This is a genomic window from Streptomyces niveiscabiei, from assembly GCF_001419795.1.
In the GTDB taxonomy this organism is placed as follows: Bacteria; Actinomycetota; Actinomycetes; order Streptomycetales; family Streptomycetaceae; genus Streptomyces; species Streptomyces niveiscabiei.
Genome location: NZ_LIRL01000154.1, coordinates 1 through 20,760 on the forward strand (window position 1 = coordinate 1; position 20,760 = coordinate 20,760).

Annotated in this window: 18 protein-coding genes; 16 read left to right on the forward strand and 2 right to left on the reverse strand. The window is 71.2% G+C overall.

Annotated features, from left to right (window positions below; all coding sequences use genetic code 11):
- Positions 1–758, reverse strand: a 758-nt coding sequence (locus AOK24_RS08475) for a PaaX family transcriptional regulator (RefSeq protein WP_055719434.1), incomplete at its 3' end; no start/stop codon positions are given.
- Positions 759–1,173: 415 nt separating this feature from the next.
- On the opposite strand from AOK24_RS08475, the gene AOK24_RS08480 reads away from it, so the two are divergent.
- The 5 genes from AOK24_RS08480 (at position 1,174) to AOK24_RS08500 (ending at position 6,333) form a co-directional block, all read left to right on the forward strand.
- Positions 1,174–2,151: an ABC transporter substrate-binding protein gene (locus AOK24_RS08480; protein WP_055719435.1), complete on the forward strand. Its 978-nt coding sequence runs from the start codon at positions 1,174–1,176 to the stop codon at positions 2,149–2,151.
- Positions 2,148–2,963 carry an ABC transporter permease gene (locus tag AOK24_RS08485; RefSeq protein WP_240553742.1) on the forward strand — a complete coding sequence of 272 codons (816 nt, stop codon included), beginning with the start codon at positions 2,148–2,150 and terminating at the stop codon, positions 2,961–2,963. The genes AOK24_RS08480 and AOK24_RS08485 overlap by 4 nt, the downstream gene beginning before the upstream one ends.
- Positions 2,964–2,969: 6 nt before the next feature.
- Entirely contained in the window at positions 2,970–3,752 is a 783-nt protein-coding gene (locus tag AOK24_RS08490) for an ABC transporter permease (protein ID WP_055719436.1), read from the forward strand.
- Between the two features lie 25 nt (positions 3,753–3,777).
- The gene (locus AOK24_RS08495) at positions 3,778–4,593 is read left to right on the forward strand and encodes an ABC transporter ATP-binding protein (RefSeq protein ID WP_206191162.1); all 816 of its coding nucleotides are present in this window, start codon (positions 3,778–3,780) and stop codon (positions 4,591–4,593) included.
- An 879-nt stretch (positions 4,594–5,472) separates the two neighbouring features.
- Positions 5,473–6,333 carry a thioesterase family protein gene (locus AOK24_RS08500; protein ID WP_055719437.1) on the forward strand — a complete coding sequence of 287 codons (861 nt, stop codon included), beginning with the start codon at positions 5,473–5,475 and terminating at the stop codon, positions 6,331–6,333.
- A gap of 314 nt (positions 6,334–6,647) precedes the next feature.
- On the opposite strand, the gene AOK24_RS08505 is transcribed toward AOK24_RS08500, so the two are convergent.
- The gene (locus AOK24_RS08505) at positions 6,648–7,103 is read right to left on the reverse strand and encodes a hypothetical protein (protein ID WP_055719438.1); all 456 of its coding nucleotides are present in this window, start codon (positions 7,101–7,103) and stop codon (positions 6,648–6,650) included.
- 258 nt (positions 7,104–7,361) lie between these two features.
- On the opposite strand from AOK24_RS08505, the gene AOK24_RS08510 reads away from it, so the two are divergent.
- From AOK24_RS08510 to AOK24_RS08560, 11 genes are all read left to right on the forward strand, one after another.
- Positions 7,362–8,531 carry a sensor histidine kinase gene (locus AOK24_RS08510; RefSeq protein WP_055719439.1) on the forward strand — a complete coding sequence of 390 codons (1,170 nt, stop codon included), beginning with the start codon at positions 7,362–7,364 and terminating at the stop codon, positions 8,529–8,531.
- Positions 8,528–9,205: a response regulator gene (locus AOK24_RS08515; RefSeq protein WP_055719440.1), complete on the forward strand. Its 678-nt coding sequence runs from the start codon at positions 8,528–8,530 to the stop codon at positions 9,203–9,205. The genes AOK24_RS08510 and AOK24_RS08515 overlap by 4 nt, the downstream gene beginning before the upstream one ends.
- A 179-nt stretch (positions 9,206–9,384) precedes the next feature.
- Positions 9,385–11,184 carry a S8 family peptidase gene (locus AOK24_RS08520; protein ID WP_206191163.1) on the forward strand — a complete coding sequence of 600 codons (1,800 nt, stop codon included), beginning with the start codon at positions 9,385–9,387 and terminating at the stop codon, positions 11,182–11,184.
- 418 nt (positions 11,185–11,602) lie between these two features.
- Positions 11,603–13,360: an FAD/NAD(P)-binding protein gene (locus AOK24_RS08525; protein WP_079056729.1), complete on the forward strand. Its 1,758-nt coding sequence runs from the start codon at positions 11,603–11,605 to the stop codon at positions 13,358–13,360.
- Positions 13,357–14,064, forward strand: a complete 708-nt coding sequence (locus AOK24_RS48375; RefSeq protein WP_055719442.1) for a class I SAM-dependent methyltransferase — start codon at positions 13,357–13,359, stop codon at positions 14,062–14,064. Before AOK24_RS08525 ends, AOK24_RS48375 begins: the two co-directional genes overlap by 4 nt.
- 3 nt (positions 14,065–14,067) lie before the next feature.
- Entirely contained in the window at positions 14,068–15,552 is a 1,485-nt protein-coding gene (locus tag AOK24_RS08535; RefSeq protein WP_055719443.1) for an argininosuccinate lyase, read from the forward strand.
- Positions 15,549–16,466, forward strand: a complete 918-nt coding sequence (locus AOK24_RS08540) for a GHMP family kinase ATP-binding protein (protein WP_055719444.1) — start codon at positions 15,549–15,551, stop codon at positions 16,464–16,466. The genes AOK24_RS08535 and AOK24_RS08540 overlap by 4 nt, the downstream gene beginning before the upstream one ends.
- Positions 16,456–18,729: a pyridoxal-phosphate dependent enzyme gene (locus AOK24_RS08545; RefSeq protein WP_055719445.1), complete on the forward strand. Its 2,274-nt coding sequence runs from the start codon at positions 16,456–16,458 to the stop codon at positions 18,727–18,729. The genes AOK24_RS08540 and AOK24_RS08545 overlap by 11 nt, the downstream gene beginning before the upstream one ends.
- Positions 18,726–19,487 (forward strand): AzlC family ABC transporter permease, encoded by a 762-nt coding sequence (locus tag AOK24_RS08550; protein ID WP_079056731.1) that lies wholly within the window; start codon positions 18,726–18,728, stop codon positions 19,485–19,487. The genes AOK24_RS08545 and AOK24_RS08550 overlap by 4 nt, the downstream gene beginning before the upstream one ends.
- Positions 19,487–19,786 carry an AzlD domain-containing protein gene (locus AOK24_RS08555; RefSeq protein WP_055719446.1) on the forward strand — a complete coding sequence of 100 codons (300 nt, stop codon included), beginning with the start codon at positions 19,487–19,489 and terminating at the stop codon, positions 19,784–19,786. The genes AOK24_RS08550 and AOK24_RS08555 overlap by 1 nt, the downstream gene beginning before the upstream one ends.
- Before the next feature lie 99 nt (positions 19,787–19,885).
- Positions 19,886–20,629, forward strand: coding sequence for an alanyl-tRNA editing protein (locus AOK24_RS08560; protein WP_055719447.1), 744 nt, complete (start codon positions 19,886–19,888; stop codon positions 20,627–20,629).
- Positions 20,630–20,760 lie beyond the last annotated feature (131 nt).

Here is a 20,760-nt window from a genome sequence, read left to right on the forward strand (position 1 = left end):
GGCCAGTCGGCGGGGAGGTAGGGGCCGGGAAGTCGGGGGTCGGAGCGGATGATCTCCAGCCATTCGCTGACCAGACGCAGCCGGACGGCGATGGCGTCCGACGCGGACCACTCGGTGGCGGCCCAGCGCCGCGAGAAGGCGGTGTAGCGGGCGGCCAGGGAGTCCAGGTCCCACGTGCCGCTGACCATCAGGCGGATGTCGGTCGCGTCGTCGGCGCGGGCGTGGAAGACCTTCACGTGCGCGGAGACGCCGAGTTCGTCGATGACGGCGGTGAGGTCGACGTGGCCGGGGGCGATCCACAGGCCGTTGTAGAGCGGTCCGAAACCGAGCCAGCCCAGACGTGAGCGCAGGTCGTGGCGCTGGCTGTGCCAGGAGTCGGGGAGGGAGAAACCCAGCAGCGTCCAGGTGCCGTCCCAGTCCTCGTTCACCACGCTCGTCTGCCAGAGGCGGCGCTTGCCGTCGCGGAGGATCTCGGTGGCGAGCGGGGTGAGCCCGAAGTACATGCGCCGCCCGTTCCTGCGGCGTGCGAGGAGATCGCGGTTGACCATGCGGCTGAGCGTGGAACGCACCGCCTGTTCACCCACTCCGGTCCGGGCGAGGATGTCGATGATGCTCCCGGAGTAGACGTAGAGGGGGCCCTCGTTCAGGACGTGGTTGCCGAAGAAGGCGAGCAGGAGCGACTGCGGACGTACCGGTGATCCCGCGAAACGGTTCGGGGCGGCCGGTGACGGTCGGTCGTGCGGGGCGTTCACGTCCATCTGGGCGAGGTCACGGCCGACGGGGGATCGGCTTCGGTCGTACGCGTGTCGAGACCCGCCGGGGCGCCGGGCCCGTCCCTCGTGCACGGGGACGTCGACGGGGGCGCTGCGGGAGCCGTGAGGGTGCGGTGCGGCATGGGCCGGAACTCCTCGGCGTCAGGGAATGGCGGGTGGAGGATCGGTGGCGGATTCCTTCGTCGCAGGCACTGACACGGCGAAGTTAGGTGTGTAGATTGCGGTCGTCAAGATAGTGCACAGCATGGGCTCGGTCGTTCCGGCTTCGGCGCCTGAGCGGTTCTCCCGGACCCCATGGCTGTCGCCGGCCGAGCCCCACGGACCCAACCGGCTCGTCCCTTCACCTCTCTCCCCGTGCGGCAGCGCGTCTCGTTATCCGTTCTTGCTCAAGGAGGAGCTCATGCACAGGCGTATGACGGGTCTCGCCCTGGTCGTGCTGTCGATCGCCGGACTCACCGCATGCGGTTCGTCGGACTCCGGCGACGCCCAGGGGACGTCGGATTCCGGTGGCAAGACCACGGAGGTGACCGTCGGCATCATCCCCATCGTCGACGTGGCACCCCTGTATCTCGGCCAGAAGCAGGGCTTCTTCGAGAAGCGCGGCATCCGCCTTAAGACGGTCACCGCGCAAGGCGGTGCCGCGATCATCCCCGGTGTGGTGAGCGGCCAGTTCCAGTTCGGCTTCAGCAACACCACGTCCCTGCTGCTCGCCCAGACCAAGGGCGTGCCCATCAAGGCCGTCGCCAACGGGGCCGCCTCCAACGGCAAGGTGGGCGCCGACGTCACCGCCGTACTGGTGAAGAAGGACAGCCCGGCCAAGTCCGCCAAGGACCTCGCCGGACGCACCGTGGCCGTCAACACGCTCCAGAACATCGGTGACACGACGGTCCGTGAGACGGTGCGCAGGGCCGGGGGAGACCCCTCGAAGGTCAAGTTCGTCGAGATCCCCTTCGACCAGATGCCGGCCGCGCTGGACGACGGCCGGGTGGACGCCGCCTGGATGGGGGAGCCCTCGCAGACCATCGCCAAGGGCCAGGGGGCCCGCGTCATCGCCTCGCCCTTCGCCGAGACCGACCCCGCGCTCACCGTGGCGGCGTACTTCACCTCGACGAAGATCGCGCAGCAGAACCCCGCCCTCGTGAAGAAGTTCACCGAGGCGATGAACGAGTCCCTGGAGTACGCGTCCGCCCACCCGGACGAGGCACGCAAGACCCTCACCACCTACACCAAGATCAGCGGTGACGTGCTGGACAAGCTGATCCTGCCGAACTGGCCGACCGCCGTGAACCGCGCCTCCCTGGAGAAACTGGCCCAGCTCGGCGCCCAGGACGGCGTGTTCGGCGACAAGAAGCCGGACATCGGAGCCCTGTTCTCATGACCCTCGCGGACGTCAAAAGCCCCGCGACCGCGCGGCGCCTGCCCCTGCCCGCCCCGTCCGTCCTGCGCGGACTGGCCGGGGTGGCCGGGCTGGCGGCCGTACTGGAGACGCTGCCCCGCACCTCGCTCGTCTCCCCCGACTACCTCCCCCCGGCCTCCACGACGGTCCGCGCCCTCGGGAACATGCTCGGTGAGGGCAGCTTCTGGTCCGCTCTCGGCGACACCCTGACCGGCTGGGGGATCGGCCTCGCCATCGCCGTCGTGGCCGGAGCGGTCGTGGGCGTGATCATCGGATCGGTACCCCTGCTGCGCGCGGCCACCGCCTCCACCATCGAATTCCTGCGGCCCATCCCCTCCGTCGCGCTGATCCCCGTCGCGGTCCTGCTGTACGGAACCGACCTGCGGTCGAAACTGCTCCTGGTGGTGTACGCCTCGTTCTGGCAGATGCTGGTCCAGGTGCTCGCCGGCCTCCACGACGTCGACCCGGTGGCCCGTGACACCGCCCGCAGCTACCGGCTGAACGCCTGGGAGCGGATCAGGTACGTCCTGTGGCCCACGGCGCTGCCCTACGTCATGACCGGTGTACGGCTCGCCGCGACCGTCGCGCTCGTGCTCGCCGTCACCGCCGAACTCGTCATCGGCTCACCCGGCCTCGGCCAGGAACTGGCCGTCGCCCAGACCTCCGGGGCGGTGCCCAGGGTGTACGCCCTGGTGCTGACGACCGGCCTCGTCGGCGTCGCCGTCAACCTGGCCGCGCGGGCGGTCGAGCGCCGGGTGCTGCACTGGCACCAGTCCCAGCGGACCGGGAGGTAGACGCACATGTCCGTTCGCAGCGCCGTACGCGGTGTCCTGCTCGCCGTCACCCTGCCCGCCGTACTGTTCGCCGTCTGGTGGTTCGCCAGCGCCGGCAGCACCGACTTCTACCTGCCCCCGCTCTCCACGATCCTGGACACGTTCACCGAGGTCTGGACCCTCGACCGGCTGAATTCGGACGTACTGCCCAGCCTGCTGCGGCTGACGGCCGGATACCTGCTCGCCGCGGCCGTGGGCGTCGCGGTGGGCCTCGCCGTCGGCGCGGTCCGGGTGCTGCGCGAGGTGCTGGAACCCGTCCTGGAACTCTTCCGCGCCGTTCCGCCGCCCGTACTCGTGCCCGTGATCATGCTGTTCGCGGGCATCGGGGACACCATGAAGATCATCGTGGTGGCGAGCGGCTGCGTCTGGCCGATCCTGCTGAACACGGCCGAGGGGGTCCGCGCCGTCGACGAGGTCCTCGACGACACCTGCCGCTCCTACGGGATCACCGGACCGTCCCGGCTCTGGCACCTGGTGCTGCGCTCGGCGAGCCCGCAGATCCTCACCGGCATGCGGCAAGCCCTGTCCATCGGCATCATCCTCATGGTCATCAGCGAGATGTTCGCCTCCACCAACGGCCTCGGCTTCACGATCGTGCAGTTCCAGCGCTCGTTCGCCATCCCCGAGATGTGGAGCGGCGTCCTGCTGCTCGGCCTGCTCGGCTTCCTGCTCTCCCAGCTCTTCCGGTTCGTGGAGAACCGGGCCCTGGCCTGGTACCACGGTGCGCGCCGTGCCCAGCGCGACTCCTGACCGACAGGCTCCCCCGGAGGTGCCCATGTCCCTGCTCGACATTCGGAAGCTACAGAAGACCTACACCGGGCACGGCCGCACGGTCGAAGCACTGCGCGACGTCACCTTCTCCCTCGACGCGGGCGAACTCGTCTGCCTGGTGGGGCCGTCCGGCTGCGGCAAGACCACCCTCCTCAAGTGCGTCTCCGGACTCCTCGACCCCACGGGCGGTGAACTGCGCCTCCAGGGCAGGCCGATCACCGGACCGCCGCCCGGGATGGCCGTCGTCTTCCAGGAGTACGGCCGCTCCCTGTTCGCGTGGATGACCGTCCGGCAGAACGTCGCACTGCCCCTGCGCGGCAAGAAGCTCGGCAAAGCACGCCAGGCCGAACTCGTCGAACACGCCCTGGACGTCGTCGGCCTCAGCGACGCCCACGCCGCCTACCCCTGGCAGCTCTCCGGCGGCATGCAGCAACGCGTCGCCATCGCCCGCGCCGTCGCCTACCAGCCCGAAGTGCTCCTGATGGACGAGCCGTTCGCCGCCGTCGACGCCCAGACCCGCGCCGACCTGGAAGACCTCGTCCGACGCCTGTGGCGCGACCTCGGCGTCACCGTCCTGTTCGTGACCCACGACATCGACGAGGCCGTCTACCTCGGCCAGCGCACGATCGTCCTGTCCAAGTCCCCGACCGTCGTCAAGGAAGACCTGCACATCGACCTCCCCGACGAACGCGACCAACTCCACACCCGCTCCACCCCCCGCTTCGCAGAACTCCGGGCACGGGTCTACGCACAGATCCAACGAGCCAAACACGAACAGCCGGAACAGCCCAGCACACCGGCCGTGCGGACCGGACACTGAGGAAATCCGGCGGGCCTGCTGCGGGGGACGGGCAGGGGGCCTGCGTGACCGTGAGTTGGGCTGTCCTGCGCAATGACGAGGGCTCCTGGCAGACGGATTCTCGACCGGACGTCAGGCCCCGCTCGCCCTGGCCCACCTGCGGTGCGGTGACACTTACGCCGAAACACGAACGCCCCGGAATGAACGTCCAGGCCCTCCTCGGAACCCTCGCTGGCACGGGGCTCACATGCCGGGCGGACAAAGCACACCAAGACGCCGCGGATCCGTCCGGGTTCCGTTCCGGGGCCGCCGCCCCAAGCGACGCAAGCCTCGCCACCACACGACCCACACCAAGACCCGCTGCCCCGGCGCACGGACCGCGGCCTGGCCGGGAGCGCCGTACCCCGGTCAGCCCGCTGCGGTCCCGGCGGCGCAGCCTGGCCGCCACCGCCGAACCCGGGCCCGCGGGCCCGCGTATCGGTGCCGATCCACGCCTCGTCACGGAGACCCGGAGGATCGACCGCAACGTCGCGATCCTCATCGGCCAGGTGGCCCGGCGCGGGGAGGAGAGCACACCCCTCGTGTGAATAGGGCCTGGCCCGGACACGCCACCTGCCGGTTCACGACGCCTCGTGACACGGGGAGTTCCAGCTTCTGCGCCCTACCCGTGCGGTGGAGCAGCAGGAGGCCGTGGTCCGGGCGGGCGCCGAACGACTCTCGGATGCGCCGGAAGCAGGGGACTCCGCGACGGTAGGACAGCCAGGGCCAGGCACATCGCCGGCCGACGATGTTGACTGGCTGGCACGGCCGCAACGGACCTGTTGCGGTCCACCCGGCCCGGCCCGGCCCGGCTCCAGCCCAGAGCTGACGCTCAGTTGTCTCTACCGAAGAGGTTCAGCCATGCCAGAAGGAGCCGTCGTGCGCGCCACCATCGGTGACAGCGAGTTCGACCGGGGCACCGCGGTCACCGCGCGCGGCCCCGAGGCCCCCGGGGTCTACGACGTCGACCTCTCCGCCGACTGGACGTTCGTCAAAGCGCTCAACGGCGGTTATCTGCTGGCCGTCGTGGGCCGCGCCCTCGCTGACGCCCTGCCGCACTCCGACCCGTTCACCATCTCGGCGCACTACCTGACAGCACCCCGGCCCGGCCCGGCGGTCGTGCGCACGGACGTCGTACGGACCGGACGGACGCTGTCGAGGGGCCAGGCATCCCTCTTCCAGCACGACGAGCAGGGCCGCGAGGTCGAACGCATCCGCGTCCTCGCCGCGTACGGAGACCTGGACGCGCTGCCGGACGACGTCCGTACGACGGCCGCGCCGCCCGCGATCCCGCCCATCGAGCAGTGCTTCGGCTCCGAGGACGGTCCGGCGCCGGAGTCCGTCCAGTCGGCGATCGCCGACCGGCTGACACTGAAGATCGCCCCGTCCACCATGGGCTGGGCACTCGGCTCGCCCTCCGGCAAGGGGGCGATGCGGGCCTGGTTCGGACTCGCCGACGGCCGCGACCCCGACCCCTTCTCGCTGATGCTGGCGGTCGACGCGCTGCCGCCGACCATCCTGGAACTGGGCCTGTCCGGCTGGGCGCCCACGATCGAGCTGACGGTGCACGTCCGCTGCCGCCCTGCCCCCGGTCCGCTACGCGTCTCGAAAACCACGCGCAACCTCGCCGGCGGCTTCCTCGACGAGGACGTCGAGGTCTGGGACAGCGCGGACCGGTTGGTGGCCCAGTCGCGGCAGTTGGCAGGAGTGCCGCAGCGGTGACGACGGGCGGCCGGAGTGCGCGCAACACGGCGTACACCGTGCCTGCAAACCGTCGCGCGAAGAACTCGGGGTCTGTGCTGCGGTCTGGACGGCGTAGGTGCCGCCGGGGCCGGTCCGTATCACAGCCAGGGCTACCTCGACGGCGCTGTGGAGAGCGGCGAGCGCGTCGCCCGCGAGGTGCTCACCGCACTCGGACGAGGACGAGGACGAGGACGAGCACACGGGATCCCGCCCGGCCCTCCCGTGGAGGGAGGGCCGGGCGGGTATTTCGGTCGTGTCACGCCGCGGTTGCCCGGCGACGACCGTCCCCCGCCTCAGCGGTAGTAGTACGCCTTGGCCTGGATGGTGTGCGCCTTGCCCTTCAGGTAGATGCGCATGTAGTACGCCGTGCCGGACGACGCCTTCGCCTTCACCGTCATCCAGCCGCCGTTGCAGTAGCCCCAGCCGCCCTTCTTGACGACCTTCTTGTCGCGGGTGCGCACCACGTCGATCTTGTACTTGGTGCCGTCGCCGCCGTTCCAGCAGCGCGCGTTGACGCCGAGCGTGCTGCTGCGCGGGACGAAGTCCTGCGTGGCCCAGTACTTGGTGGGCTTGTGGCTCTTCGGGCCCCAGATCAGGTGCCAGCTCGCCTTCGCGGCGGCAGCGCCGGTCTGCGAGGTGGCGGTGCTCTGCGCCACCGGCGCCGCCTGGGCGGCCGGAGCGGCTACCGCGAGCCCGGTGCCCAGCGCCACGGTGGCCGTCGCCAGGGCGAGGCTCTTTCGTGCCGTCATCGTGTCGGATCCTTTCCCGGACCACCGGCCGGGTTCCCCCGTCGGGCCCCCGTGTCGACCGTGTCCGTGTGGCGCCCGGTGGTCGGCCGCGGCGCCGTCGTGCTGAGGCAAGAAACTACGGGCGGTCCATGCCGGGCCGCGTCCGGCAGCGGGTTGAACTCCCGGCAGACCCGCGGCGGTAGACGCCTGGTTCCTCCACCTTTCGCGGTACCGCGGCAGTTTGACGTCTCGCCGCACGCCCCCGGCTACGCTGCGGCAATGCGGATCCGCCCTCCAGTCCGGGCCGGCCTGGCGGCCGACGCGCTGATCGCCGTGGCACTCGCCGGTGTGTCCGTGCTCCTCGGGCAGGAAGCCGCGAGCCAGGGATGGTCCTCCCTCGACGCGCCCGCGTACGCGCTCGTCGGGCTGGTCAACCTGCCGCTCGCGCTGCGCGGCAGGGCGCCGGTCGCCGTCTGCGCCGTCGTCCACCTCGTGTGGTTCTGCTACGTCACCGCCGGCTACTGGCCCGTCGTGAACTCCTTCGGGCCGATGCTCGCCGTGTACACGGTGGCGTCGCTGCGTCCCGTGCGGACCTCCGTCGTCTGCGCCGTCGCGATGGCCGGGGTCTGGATCTACGCGGGACTGGTCAGCGACGGCGGCTCCATGGCGTCCGTCGTCGGCCAGGCCGTCGTCTTTCCCGCCGTGCTGTGGCGCTTCGGCGTCATCGCCCGCCGCAGCGCCGAACTGACCGGCAGGCTCCGCGCGGAGCAGGCCGAACGGGCCCGCAGGGAAGTGGCCGAGGAGCGCGGCAGGATCGCGCGCGAGCTGCACGACGTGGTGGCCCACCACATGTCGGTCATCTCGGTGCAGGCGGGCCTGGCCGGGTTCGTCTTCGACTCGGACCGCGACACGGCGCGCGCCGCGCTCTCCACGATCTCCGGCACCAGCGCGGAGGCCCTCGACGAACTCCGCCGCATGCTGCGGGTGTTGCGGGCCTCGGACGAGGACGGCGCCCCGGCCACGCCCATGCCGGGCCTCGCGCGCCTGGGGGAGATGGTCGAGCGCGTACGGTCCGGCGGCGTGCGGGTCGGCCTGCGGACCGAGGGCACGGTCCGCCCGCTCGCGCCCGGCGTCGAACTGTGCGCGTACCGGGTCGTGCAGGAGGCGCTGACCAACGTGCTGAAGCATGCGCCCGGAGCCGCCGCGTGCGTGGAACTGCGCTATGGGCCACGCCAGTTGGAGGTCAGCGTCGTGAACGACGGACAGGGGGTGATTCCGGACAAGGTTCCGCCGGGCAGCGGGCATGGGTTGATGGGCATGCGTGAGCGGGCCAAGCTCTACGGTGGGCGGGTCGACATCGGCCCGCGCGGCGAGGGGGGCTTCGCGGTGCGTCTGACGCTGCCCACCTCCGCACAGACCGTGGGCGAAGGGGGAGACCCATCGGGATGACCAGGGTGCTCGTCGTCGACGACCAGTTCCTGATCCGCGCCGGCCTGGTGGGGCTGCTGCGCGCGGCACCCGGCATCGAGGTGGTCGGCGAGGCGGGCGACGGCGAGGAGGCCGTCGCCCTGGCCGCACGGACCCGTCCCGACGTGATCCTGATGGACATCCGGATGCCCGGCATGAGCGGCGTCGCGGCCACCGAGAAGATCCTCGCCGAAGCCCCGGACCCGCCGCCCCGGGTCCTCGTCCTGACCACCTTCGACCTCGACGAGTACGTGTACGGCGCCTTGCGCGCCGGTGCCTGCGGCTTCCTGCTCAAGGACTCGGGGCCGGACCGGCTGCTCGCCGCCGTGGCCGCGGTCGGCGGGGGAGACGCGCTCTTCGCGCCCAGCGTCACACGCCGCCTGGTCGAGGCGTTCGCCCACCAGGCCGCGGGCGCCGGAAGAACGGACGAGCCGCCGCCCGATCTGGGCGCGTTGACCGCGCGCGAGGTGGAGGTGCTGAGGCTGACCGCGAGAGGTCTGTCCAACCTGGAGATCGCCGGCGAGCTGTTCATCAGCGAGGCGACGGTCAAGACCCACCTCAACCGCACGATGACCAAGCTGGACCTGGGCAGCAGGGCGCAGGCCGTGGTGGTGGCCTACGAGACGGGGCTGGTCACTCCGGGGGGCGCGGGCTGACAGGCCGCGGGCCCGACCGGACCTCCCGACACCCGCAGCACGTCTGTTTTCGGCCATGCCGTGTCCTGTACGGAAAGGTACTTCCCTTCAAGGTCATGCACCTGACATTTTGCATCCACCATTCGTTTCGTACGGTCCGGCCGGTGCCCTCGGCATGGCCGGACTCTCCGGAGGACGCATTGACACCCCACATATCCAGCCGCACCAGACGCACCCTCGCGCTGGCGGTCACCCTCGGCGTCGCCCTCCCGTTCGGCGCCACGAGCGCCCTCGCGGGCACGCTCCCCGTCGTCCCCGCCACCGCGCAGGCCGCCAAGGCCCACGCCCCGGCCGCAGCACCGGCCGCCCAGAGCGCGGACTGGGTGGCCGGCACGCGCGCCTACCTCGTGATCACCGCCCCCGGTGACACCTCGGCGGTCCGCTCCGCGATCACGGCCAACGGCGGCACCGTCTTCTCCGGCTTCGACGCCATCGGCGTGATCGTCGCCCACTCGGCGTCCAGCGGATTCGCCACCGCCATGCGCGCCGTCCCCGGCGTGCAGCAGGTCGGCGCCACCCGCACCTCGGACGTCCCGGCCGACGCCTACAACCCGGCGCTCCCGACCAGCCCCTCCCAGTCCTCCACCCCGGCCGGAGAACCCGTCCGGGCCGACATGAGCCAGATCAAGGCCGACCAGGCCTGGGCCGTGAACCCGGGCTCCGCCTCCGTCAAGGTCGGCATCCTGGACACCGGAGTGGACGACCAGCACCAGGACCTGGCGCCCAACTTCGACGCCGCCGACTCGGTCTCCTGCGCCTACGGCAAGCCCGACACCCGTACCGGAGCCTGGCGGGACGTCGACACGCACGGCACCCACGTGGCGGGCACCGTCGCCGCGGCCAAGAACGGCAAGGGCGTCGTCGGCGTGGCACCCGGGGTGAAGATCGCCGCGGTCCGGGTCGCCGAGCCGGGCAACTCCTTCTTCTTCGCCGAGAACACCATCTGCGGCTTCGTCTGGGCCGGTGACCACGGCTTCAAGGTCACCAACAACAGCTATTACACGGACCCGTGGCAGTTCAACTGCCCGGACAACATCGACCAGGCCGCCATCATCGAGGGCGTCAAGCGCGCCCAGGCGTACGCCGAGAGCAAGGGCTCCCTCCAGGTCGCCGCAGCGGGCAACGAGAACTACGACCTCGCCCACAAGACGACCGACTCCGCGAGCCCGAACGACTCGACGCCGGTCACCCGCACCATCACCAACGCCTGCCTCGACATCCCGACCGAACTCCCGGGCGTGGTCACGGTCGCCGCCAACGGCTCGGGCGTCACCAAGGCCTCGTTCTCCAACTTCGGGCAGGGCGTCATCGACGTCTCGGCGCCGGGCAGCAACGTGTACTCCACCCTCCCCGGCGGCGGCTACGGCAACAAGAGCGGCACCTCGATGGCCAGCCCGCACGTGGCCGGCGTCGCGGCCCTCATCGCGAGCGCCGACCCGGGCATCACCCCGGCGCAGATCCGCGCCAAGCTGGCCGCCCAGGCCAACGACATCGCCTGCCCCTCGGACAGCCGCTGCACGGGCACGACGGCCAACAACGGGTTCTTCGGCGAGGGCCAGGTCGACGCCCTCAAGGCCGTCGGGGCCACCCCGCCGCCCGGCGCGTACTTCGAGAACCTCGCGGACGTCGCCATCGCCGACAACGCGACCGTGGAGAGCCCGATCGCCGTCACCGGCGTGACCGGCAACGCCCCGGCCACCCTCAAGGTCGGCGTGGACATCAAGCACACCTACATCGGTGACCTGAAGGTCGACCTGGTGGCGCCCGACGGCACCGTCTACACGCTGCACAACCGCACCGGCAGCGGCGCCGACAACATCGCCCAGACCTACACCGTCAACGCCTCCTCGGAGGCCGCGAACGGCACCTGGAAGCTGCGCGTCAACGACAACGCCGCCTCCGACACGGGCAAGATCGACGCCTGGAACCTCACCTTCTGACGCGGGCCCCGGCACCTCCGCCTGGACATCCAGGCGGAGTTCACCGGCACCGGATATATATACGGGCGACGGAAAGAGAGGGAATCGCATTCGCGTACCGGAACCGGAGATTCGGAAAAGTCGATCATTCGATGGGTGTGGCCGATTCTCGGCGGTGTGGGTGAGCGGGCGACTGGCATAGGCGCTGCTCGGGGCGTTCCGCGAGCGGAGGGGATGTCTCCGATGGCGGGAATCGGAGCAGGAATGCGCCATTGTCGAATCGCGGTGTGGTGACCATGGTGGTGGAGGTTAGGCTGGGACGCGTTCGATAAACGCTGCCTACGGGGGTTGCGGGTGGGCTCCGAATTAAGAGTGGGGATCATCGGTCTGGGGTCCCGAGGGTGCAGCATTCTGGAGCGGATCGTCTCATTGGCTCGGAATGAAACCCCTCCCCTTTTCCGTGAGAGTCGACCTGGTCGACCCCACGTCATCAGGTCAAGGATTACACGCCACCGATCAACCGGACTATCTGCTCCTGAATACGCTCTGCGGCGAGATATCCATGTTCCCGGGCCCGGAATCCGTGGGCGCCGCGGCAGCGGAGAGCGGGCCAGGACTCTTCGACTGGGTCACGGCGCGCGGGCTGCGGCTGGCCGAGGACGGCCATACGGTGACCCGGTCGGGCGGGCGTCCCATCGTCCCCGGTGATTTCCTGCCCCGGCGGATCCTCGGGGAATACCTGCGCTGGTTCTTCGAGTGGACGTGCCGCAGGGCCCCGGAGGGAATGCGCCTGCACATGCACCGCTCCGAGGCCGTCGACGTCCAGTCGCACGAGGAGACCGGCGTGCGGATCACCCTGGCCGACGGGACGGCGCTCACCAGCGACTACGCGTTCCTCACGCTCGGGCACGTCGGAAACGGCCGGCGGACCGGGACGCGTGCCGTCACCGACCCCTATCCGCTGCCGCAGAGCGTCGAGGCCATCGCGCCCGGGGAATCGGTGGCCGTCGGAGGGTTCGGGCTCTCCGCGATGGACGTGGTCGCCGCCCTGACCATCGGGCGCGGCGGACGGTTCTCCCGGAAATCCGGCGAGATCCGTTATCGGCCCAGCGGAGCGGAACCCCGGATTCTGCTGTACTCCCGCTCCGGAATGCCCTTCCGGGTCCGGCCGAAGCGCGAGGAGATGACGAGCCGATTCCAGCCGATGGCCCTCACCCGCGAGACCGTCGCATCGCTGAGGTCGGTCGGCCCGCTGGATTTCGACGAGCAGCTCATGCCGCTGATACTGAGCGACATACGGATCGCCCACCTCCGATGCCGGACCCTGGTCGAGGAAGGGCACGAAGCGGAAGAGGAACTGGCGGCGGACCTCGCCGAAGCAGTCCGCTCGGGAAAACTCCCCGAGGTGCTCGACGCACTCGACACGTCTTTCGACCCGACCACCCTGTGGGACCCGTCCCACAGCATGGAACTGCACGACAGCCACGACTATCAGAAATGGCTGACCAGGACGGTGGGAGACGATCTCACCGAGGCGGAGAAGGGCCTTTCCGGCAGCCCGCTCAAAGCGGCGGCGGAAGCCGTACGAGAGGTCCGTGACATTCTGCGCGACGCTGTCAACTTCCGTGGCCTGACCCCGGCCTCGCTCGACATGTTCATGAGCCGTACCGTGCCGCTGATGAACCGCGCGGTCGTCGGCCCGCAGAAAGAGAGGTACGCCGAACTCCTCGCCCTGGCCGACAGCGGAATCGTCCGCTTCCCCTTCGGCGCGGCTCCCCGCGTCGCCCCGGCGGAACCGGGCCCCGGCTGGACCGTGTCGTCGACCACCCTGGAGGTCCCGTACCTGGAGCGCGTGGACTGGCTGTGCGCGGGCAACGCCCCCTGGCCCGACCTCGCCGCCTCGGCGAGCCCGCTGGTCCGCTCGCTGCGCCGGCGCCGCCTGCTGACGCCGTACGCGCCGGGCAGCGGCAGCGTCACAGCCGCCGACGTCGACCCCTCACTCCACCCGGTCGGACCGGACGGCACCGGCGACCCGCGGCTGTGGCTGATCGGCCCGCTGTGCGAGGGCGCCACCTTCTACAACCACCTGATCCCGACGCCCGGTTACTCACGCGCCTTCGTCGACGCACACCGCTGCGTGACGGACATGTACGAGCACTTCACCCGCACCACGCCAGAAGAAAGGGCCCGCCCGTGACCACCGACACCACCTCCGACGAGCTGGCCAAAGGGCAGTGGAACGACGCCTACCTCCTCGACGGCCACGCCAACCTCTGGGGCGACCCCCCGGTCCCGTACGTCGTCAACACCGCCAAACTCTTCGCCGACCACGCCGCCTTCATCGTCCTCGACCTCCCCTGCGGCGACGGCCGCAACCTCGCCCCCCTCGCCCAGGCCGCCAAGATCGTGCTGGCCGGCGACACCTCCCACAACGCGATGCGCATCGCCCGTACGGTCACCGCGAAGGCCGGCGCCGACAACGTCCTGTTCCAGGAGACCGACGTCTTCGCCACCGGCCTGCCCGACGCCGGCGTCGACGGCATCTTCTGCTGGGACCTCCTGGGCCACCTCACCGAACCGGTCAAGGCGCTCCAGGAGCTGTACCGGATCTGCCGCCCGGGCGGCCACATCGTCGCGAACATGTGGACCATGGCCGACTGCCAGGTCGCGGACCCCGGCATGGTGGCCATCGGCCCCAAGGAGTACCGCGACCACGCCGACTTCTACTGCAAGTTCTACGACCGCCCCGACCTCGACGCCTACCTCGCGCAGTGCGGAGTGTCCGACGAGGTCGTCTCCGTCGAGCGACTGCGCTGGATGGAACCCCCGCACGCCGGATACCGGCCGTACTTCCACGAGCACGAGAGCCTCGCCTTCACCCTCCGCAAGAACGAGGGATGACCCGTGAGCACGCCCCTCTCCGGACGGGTCTCCTCCGCCCCGCACCGGCTGCTCCACGACGAGGTCCTCGCCCCGCAGTTCGCCTTCGAGACCGAACACCTCCTGCCCTGGTACGTGGCCATCGAGAAGGTCCTGGCCGTCGAGTACCGGCGGATGGAGCTGATCACCGCCGACGAGGCCCGCCGGATCGGCAAGGCCCTGCACGAGATCACCGCCGACACCCTGACCGCCGACCCCGACCGCAACCTGTCGGACATCGCCTTCGCCGTCGAACGCCACGTGGCGGACCGGCTGACGGACCCGGTCGTCGCCTGGCACGCCGACCGCAGCCGCAACGACCTCCAGGCCTGCGCCCAACTCATGTTCGCCCGCCACCAGCTGGCCCTGACCGCCCGCGCCCTGCTGACCTTCGGCGAGACGGTACGGCGGACGGCCGCCCGGCACACCGAGACCGTCATGCCCGGCTACACCCACGCCCAGGCGGCACAGATCATCACCGCCGGCTACTACCTCGCGGCCCTCTCCGAGGAAGTCGTCGAGACCGCAGGCCGCCTCCTGGCCACCTACGACGACATCGACCAGTGCCCCCTGGGAGCCGGCGCCATGGCCGGCCAGGAACTCGACTGGGACCGCCACGGCGCGGCCCGCCTGCTCGGCTTCCGCACCCCGCGCCGCCACGCCCTGATGGCGGTGGCGTCCCGCGGCTGGGCCATGCGGATCACCGGCGAACTCGCCCTGTTCGGCACCGTCCTGAGCCGCTTCACCACCGACCTCATCACCTGGGGCGGCAGCGAGTACGGCTTCCTCGACCTGCCCGACGCCTACGCGGGAATCTCGTCGGCGATGCCCCAGAAGAAGAACTTCCCGCTGCTGGAACGCATCCGCGGCAGGACCGCGCACCTGACGGCCTTCCACGTCGACACCCTGGCCGGACAGCGCAACACCGCCTACGCCAACTCCGTCGAGGTCTCCAAGGAGGCCGGCGCCCACCTCCTGTCCGCCTTCCTGACCGCACGCTCCGTCCTCGCCCTGGCCACCGCCGTCGCCGGACACCTCGACCTCCGCACCGACAAGATGGCCGAGGCCTGCGCACGCGAGTACGTCGGCGGCTTCACCCTCGCCAACCAGCTCACCCTCGCCGAGGGCATCCCCTGGCGTACCGCGCAGGTGGTGGCCGGCACCTACATCCAGGCCGCCCTCGAACAGGGCCTGACCCCTCGGCAGCCGCGCCCGGACCTGCTGCGCCGCGCCGCCCAGGACCACGGCCACACGCTCGCCGCACCCGAACAGGCCCTCGCCGCCGCCTTCGACGTGCCCGGCAGCGTCCACCGGAAACGCTCCGCCGGCTCCACCCACCCCGCCGAGGTACGCCGCCTGCTCGCCGACCAGGCCGACGTCCTCCAGGACGCGGCATCGGCCTGGGACGCGCGCGACGCCCGCGTGCACGACGCGCTCACCGGGACCGACCGCCTGCTGGGCCTCGTATGAGCCCCACCACCGGCTTCGGCACCGCCAACGGAACCTTCGGAGAACTCCTCCAGGGCATGCTGCCCGACGGGCGGCGCTTCCTGGTCACCCTCCCCCTCGACGCCTGGGCGCACGCCACGTTCCGGCCCACCGCCGCCGCCACCGTCTCCGTCCACCCCACCGGCAAGACCAAGGCGAAACAGCTGGCCACCCGCATGCTGCGCGCCTACGGCCACGACGGCGGCATCCTCGAACTGACCGGCCGCATCCCCGAGGGCAAGGGCCTCGCCAGCTCCTCGGCCGACCTGGTCGCCACCGCCCGCGCGGTCGCCGACGCCCTCGCCGTCCCCCTGGACGAGGAGACCACCGAACGCTTCCTGCGCGGCATCGAACCCTCCGACGGCGTCATGTACGCGGGCGTCGTCAGCTACTACCACCGCCAGGTACGGCTGCGCGAACGGCTCGGCTTCCTGCCCGCGCTGACCGTGGTCGCCCACGACAGCGGCGGCACGGTCGACACCGTCCGCTTCAACCGCACCGCCCCCGCGCCGGACCGCCGCACCCGCCGCGAGTACGCCGTACTCCTCGACGCCATCTCCACCGCCGTCCGCACCCGCGACCTCGACACGGTCGGACAGATCGCCACCCGCAGCGCCGAACTGCACCTGGGCCCCGTACCCGGTCTGCGGTTCGAGCGGATGCGGAAGATCTGCCGGGAGGTCGGCGGGCTCGGCCTGGCCGTCGCGCACAGCGGCACCTACCTCGGGATCCTGATCGACGGACGCACCGACCCGGCCGGCCACCGGGAACGCGTCGAACGGGCCCGCGCCCAGTGCGCCGAACTGCCCGGCGCCATCACCGTGTTCCGCACCTGTGACGAACCGTCATCCACCGTGCGGCGAACCGGACTTGCCGGAGGCGACTATGCTCTTTGAGAGCGTCACAGCAGCGATCGGACACACCCCTGTGATCCGCGCCCCCGTCGCGGCGGCGGACGGCGTGGAGACCTACCTCAAGCTGGAGTTCCAGAACCTGTACGGGATGAAGGACCGCGTGGCCCGGAACATCATCACGGAAGCCCGCAGGCGCGGCACCCTCGCCGAAGGCGCTCCGATCATCGAAAGCTCCTCCGGCACCATGGCCCTGGGCGTCGCCCTGGTCGGCGCGGCGCTCGGACACCGCGTCCACATCGTCACCGACCCCCGCATCGACCGCGTCACCCTCGCCAAACTCCGCGCCCTCGGCTGCGAGGTGCACATCGTGGACGCGATGACCGGCAAGGGCTGGCAGAGCGCCCGCCTCGAACTCCTGCACCGGCTGCGCGCCGACCTCCCCGGCGCGTTCTGGCCGGACCAGTACGAGAACCCCGACAACCCCGCCGCCTACCGGCTGCTCGCCGCCGAACTCACCGACGACCTGGGCGAGTTCGACGTACTCGTCGGCTCCGTCGGCAGCGGCGGATCGCTCTGCGGCACCGCACGCGCGCTGAAGGACACCCTGCCCGGGCTGCGCGTGGTCGGCGTGGACAGCGTCGGCAGCGTCCTGTTCGGGCAGCCCGACCGGCCCGGGCGCCGGCAGAGCGGGCTCGGCAACAGCCTGATGCCGGGCAACCTCGACCGGCGCCTCATCCACGAGGTGCACTGGCTCAACGACCGCGAAGCCCTCTCCGCCGCCCGCGAACTCGCCCGGGAACAGCAGATCTTCGCGGGCAACACCTCGGGCTCCGTCTACCGGGTCGTGCGGCACCTGGCGGCCCGCGCCGAGCCCGGAACCCGCATCGTGGGCATCCTGCCCGACCGCGGGGACCGGTACGCCGACACGATCTACGACGACGGCTACTGGGCCGCCGAAGCCCTGGACGCCCAGACCGCCGCCCCGGCCCCCGCCACCATCTCGGCCCGCTCCGGACAGACCGCCGAGACCTGGTCGAAGGCCGAGGACATCGACCGCTCGCAGAACGGGCAGCGCCTGCTGTTCATCGAGTCCAACACCACCGGCACCGGCATGCTCGCCCTCGGCCTCACCCGGGACCTCGGCCCGCGCCCCGTCCTGCTCACCAACGACCCCGGCCGCTACCGGGGACTGACGGACACCGGCGCCGACGTCCTCACCTGCGACACCAACGCGCTCCCGGCCCTGCGCGAGACGATCCTGCGCGAGTTCCGCCGCGAACAGATCGCCGGCATCACCACCACCAGCGACTTCTACCTCACCGCCACCGCCGAACTCGCCGCCTGGCTCGGCCTGCCCGGCAGCCCGGTCGACGCCGTCGCCCGCTGCCGCGACAAGTCCCGCACCCGGCACGCCCTGCGCGACGCCGGACTCCACCAGCCCCGCTCCGCCACGGTCACCACCGACGACGAAGTGGCCACGGCCGTGGCCCGCACCGGCCTGCCGTGCGTCACCAAACCCGTCGACGACAGCGGCTCGAACCACGTCCTGCTCTGCACCACCCCCGATCAGGTACGCGCCCAGGTACGGCGCATCCTGGCCGAGGAGACCAACGTCCGCGGCCAGTCCACCGCCGGCGCAGCCCTCATCGAGGAGTACCTCGACGGCCCGGAGTACAGCGTCGAGACCATCACCCGGCACGGCGAGACCCGGTGCGTCGGCATCGTCGAGAAACACCTCACCGGCCACCCGCACTTCGTCGAACACCGGCACGTCTTCCCCGCACCGCTCGCCCCGGCCGACGCGCACGCGCTGACCGACACCGTACGGCGCGCCCTGGACGCCGTCGGACTCACCGACGGCACCGCGCACACCGAGGTCCGCCTCACCCAGGACGGCCCGGTCGTCATCGAGATCAACGGGCGCCCGGCCGGCGGGATGATCCCCGAACTGATCCGGCTCACGACCGGACTCACCCTCCAGGAACAGCAGTTGCGCATCGCGCTGGGCCTGCGCCCCCACACCGCGGCACCCCCCGACGGCGTCGCCGTCATCCAGTTCCTGCTCACCGACCGCGCCGGAACCCTCGCCCGCGTCGACGGCGTCGAGGCCGCGCGCGCCGTCGACGCCGTCCGGCAGGTCGTCGTGACCGCCGTACCCGGACAGCCGGTCCAGCCCGCCCGCAATGCCTACCACCGCCTCGGACACGTGATCTCCTGGGCCCCGACCGCCGACGAGGCCACCGCCGCCTGCGCCAAGGCCCACGCCGAACTCACCGTCGTCCTGGAAGAACCGCACCCCCGATGAGCGGAGGCACCATCGCACCCGACCCCCAGCCGCACACCGTCCCGGACGGCGACGAGGACTGGCCCCGCCGCAGGACCGCGGTCATCCGTGACTCGGTGGGCGTCGGACTGGCCGTCGGCGCCCTGGGCCTGTCCTTCGGAGCCCTTGCCGTCCTCGCGGGCTTCACCCCCGCGCAGTCCTGCGTCCTGTCCCTGCTGATGTTCTCGGGCGCCTCGCAGTTCGCCGTGATCGGCGTCATGGGTTCCGGCGGGAACCCGGTCACCGGCGCCGCCACCGCCGTCCTGCTCGGGGTACGCAACAGCCTCTACGGCCTCGCCCTCTCCCAGCTCCTGCGGGTCCACGGAGCCCGCCGGGTCCTCGCCGCGCACCTGGTGCTCGACGAGAGCTCCGGTATGGCCATGGGACAGCCCACCCGCCGCGCCGCCCGGCTGGCGTTCTGGGCGACCGGCACCGCCGTGTTCGTCTGCTGGAACCTCGCCACCCTCGCCGGCGCGATCGGCGCCGAGGCCCTGCCCGACCCCGAGGCGCTCGGACTCGACGTCGCCTCGCCCGCCGCGTTCGTCGCCCTGCTCATGCCCCGGCTGCGGACCCCCCGCCTCTGGGCGGTGGCCGCCGGCGCCGCGGCCACCGCCATCGTGACCGCCCTCGTCCTGCCCGCCGGCCTCCCCGTCCTGGTCGCGGGGCTCGTCGCCTGCCTCGTCGCCCTCGCCGCGCGCGGCCGGACCGCCAAGGACCAGGACCCGAAGGGAAAGCGCTGATGTGGACCGCGATCATCCTCGGCATCGCCGGGGTGTACCTCCTCAAGCTCGCCGGGCTCTGCGTCCCCGCGTCCGTCCTGGAGAAGCGGCAGGTCCAGGAGATCTCCGCGCTGCTGCCCGTCGCCGTCCTCGCCGCCCTCGTCGCGATCCAGACCTTCACCACCGACCACCGACTCGTCCTCGACGCCCGCGCCCTCGGCTTCGGCGTCGCCCTCGTCGCGGCGCTCCTGCGGGCGCCCTTCCTGCTCGTGGTGGCCCTCGGCGCGGCCACCGCGGCCCTCGTACGGTTCCTGTGGTGAGCGGGCCGTGACGCGGGACGGGGGCCGCTCGGTATAGACGACACAACCAGGAAGGAGACCGGGGAACAGGCCCGGCCGGGCTCGTCCCTCCACTCAGCTATGGGGATCAATCATCATGGCCGTACCCACCGCCTCGACTGGGAGGACGTCACCCTCAGGGAATGGGAGTGCACCGTCCTGTGGTCCGACCCCGCCGAACCGGAGGCCGGCATCGTCCTGGACCGCTCCGCGTTCTACCCGGGCGGCGGCGGACAGCCCCCGGACCACGGCGTCCTGATCTGGCAGGGCGTCCAGACCCGCATCGTGGGGACCCGCAAAGGCGACGACCTCTATCTCCTCCCCGCCCCCGGCGACCCCGTCCCGGTGGCGGGCACCACCGTCACCGGCGCGCTCGACGACGAACGCCGGTCCTCCCTCATGCGCACCCACTCCGGGCTCCACGTCCTGTGCGGCACGGTCTTCCGCGACTTCGGCGCCCTCGTCACCGGCAACAACATGGAGCCCGGCGAGGCCCGCATGGACTTCAACCTGCCCGACGTGCCGGCCGGCTTCAAACAGAGCCTTGAAGACCGGGTCAACGCCGAGATCGAGGCCGACCGGCAGATCGTCGTACGGGTCCTCCCCAAGGACGAGGCCCAGGAGATCCCCGACCTGGTCCGCACCCAGTTCAAGGCGCCGCCCGACCTCGCGGAGGTCCGCATCGTCGACGTCGTCGGGCTCGACGTCCAGGCCGACGGGGGGACGCATGTCGCCTCCACGCGGCAGATCGGGCGGATCAAGGTGGTCAAGGTGGAGAGCAAGGGACGGCAGAACCGGAGGGTGAGGGTGCGGCTGGAGTCCTGAGCCAGCCCGCTCCGAGGGCGCCCGCCCCGTCAGTGACGGGCTGGTCGGCCGGTGAGGCAGCGGGGCATGAGAGGGGCCCGCGCCAACTCACGTACGTGTGCCGGGGTTTCCTGGTCGTCGGTGAGTCGGCC